The following is a 1,503-nucleotide window of genomic DNA, read 5'->3' on the forward strand; positions in this document are numbered from 1 at the left end:
GCCGAAGCAGAGTCCGCCGAGGAGATAGAACGGGATCRGCGACATGCCGAACTGAGCTGCCAGGCGGCCCAGCAATCCGAGCGCGAAGAACACCGCGCCCAGTTCGATGAGCGCGAGCGTGGTGGTGTTCACGGGAATGTCAGCCGTTGGCCAGGAGCTTGGCCGACGCGTCCAGTCCGTCTGTGGTTCCGACGGCGACCAGGAGGTCGCCCGAGGTGAGCAGGAAGTCGGGCTTCGGTGACGGGTAGACCTGACCGGCCCGCATGACCGCGACGATCGAGACCCCGGTGCGTGTGCGCATCGCCGTGTCGCCGAGCGGGCGGCCGTCGAACCGGGAGTCCTCCTTGATGTACAGCTGCTTGGTGCGGATTCCGGGCAGGTCCCGGTGCTCCTCCTCCAGCTGCGCCACCAGTTGCGGCGCCCCCAGCAGGTTGCTGAGGACTGCCGCCTCCTCGGTGGTGAGCGGCACYGACGCAGCGCACGCATCGGGATCGTCGGCCTTCGAGACGATCAGATCGGTGCGACCGTCGCGATGGGTGATGACACCGATGCGGCGACCGGCGGCGAGTTCGAAGTCCTTACGCACCCCGATACCCGGTAGTGGCGTCACTTCAACGTTCATGCCTCCACGGTAGACCGATCGGTGTGACCAACCGCGCAAGGCTCGCGTCAGTGCCGGGCTGGGAACGTTCCGTCGGCGTCGGGGCGGTAATCCTCGACCGCGGTAACCGCCGTGACGGGCAGCGTCCCGTACAGGTGTGGGAACAGCATCGACGCCGGATCGGCCGGCACGCCCGGCTCCCACTTCACCGGCGCACCGAGCGCGGCGGGGTCGAGCCTCAGCAGGACGAGGTCCGTACGCCCGGCGAACAACCTGTTGGCGGGTAGATGCACCTGGGCCGGTGTCGAGAGGTGCACGAAACCGTCCGCGGCGAACGTCGCGGGCACTCGACTGCCTTCACGTTCCGCGGTGCGCCATTCCTCGCGGCTGCAGATGTGGACCAGCTGGTCTTCGGATTTCACACGGTGAGACTAGCGTCACGCCTGAAAACGAATCAGCTGTCAGCGAACTCGGACCGCGCGGTCTGTTCACATCTGCGCTCGTCACGTCCCTGACGGCGCGTTTCCGGCCGGTTTCGTGTGTGATGCAACACTGAGAAACGCCGACGGGAACAACGCGTAAACCCCAAACGTCTGACAGAGTAGATCCACCGCGCCACCCCCGACGCGGCGGACCAAGGCCCCAGGCACTCGGCATCAGTCGAAGCCAGTACGGAGGAGTCATGCCCGGAACACTGACCAGCCCCCCGTTGACCGCAGCCGACCGGTGCGACCGGTGCGGTGCGGGAGCCCGCGTTCGCGCGGTTCTTCCGACCGGAGGAGAGTTGCTCTTCTGCGGTCACCACGCCAACGAGCACGCAGACCGCCTTCGCGAGATGAACGCCACGATCGTGTCCGAAGCCGAAGCTGCAATCTGATACGTCAGCCCGGGTGACCCGTCCC

3 protein-coding genes and 1 pseudogene are annotated in these 1,503 nt (G+C 66.6%); 1 reads left to right on the top strand and 3 read right to left on the bottom strand.

The window, feature by feature from the left end:
* From AC1D1G_RS45105 to AC1D1G_RS45115, 3 genes and pseudogenes are all read right to left on the bottom strand, one after another.
* Positions 1–132 (bottom strand): annotated as a pseudogene (locus AC1D1G_RS45105) (cation:proton antiporter); the annotation flags it as partial.
* A gap of 7 nt (positions 133–139) precedes the next feature.
* Positions 140–622 carry a cation:proton antiporter regulatory subunit gene (locus AC1D1G_RS45110; RefSeq protein WP_005240833.1) on the bottom strand — a complete coding sequence of 161 codons (483 nt, stop codon included), beginning with the start codon at positions 620–622 and terminating at the stop codon, positions 140–142.
* 47 nt (positions 623–669) lie between these two features.
* Positions 670–1,023, bottom strand: a complete 354-nt coding sequence (locus AC1D1G_RS45115) for a DUF952 domain-containing protein (protein ID WP_283353144.1) — start codon at positions 1,021–1,023, stop codon at positions 670–672.
* 260 nt (positions 1,024–1,283) lie between these two features.
* Here AC1D1G_RS45115 and AC1D1G_RS45120 point away from each other — a divergent pair, with 260 nt between their 5' ends.
* A complete protein-coding gene (locus tag AC1D1G_RS45120; protein WP_005240831.1) occupies positions 1,284–1,478 on the top strand; it encodes a DUF7455 domain-containing protein in 195 nt (64 codons plus the stop codon).
* The last annotated feature ends 25 nt before the right edge of the window (positions 1,479–1,503 follow it).

The sequence above is a fragment of the Rhodococcus sp. P3_B8 genome, from assembly GCF_056402775.1.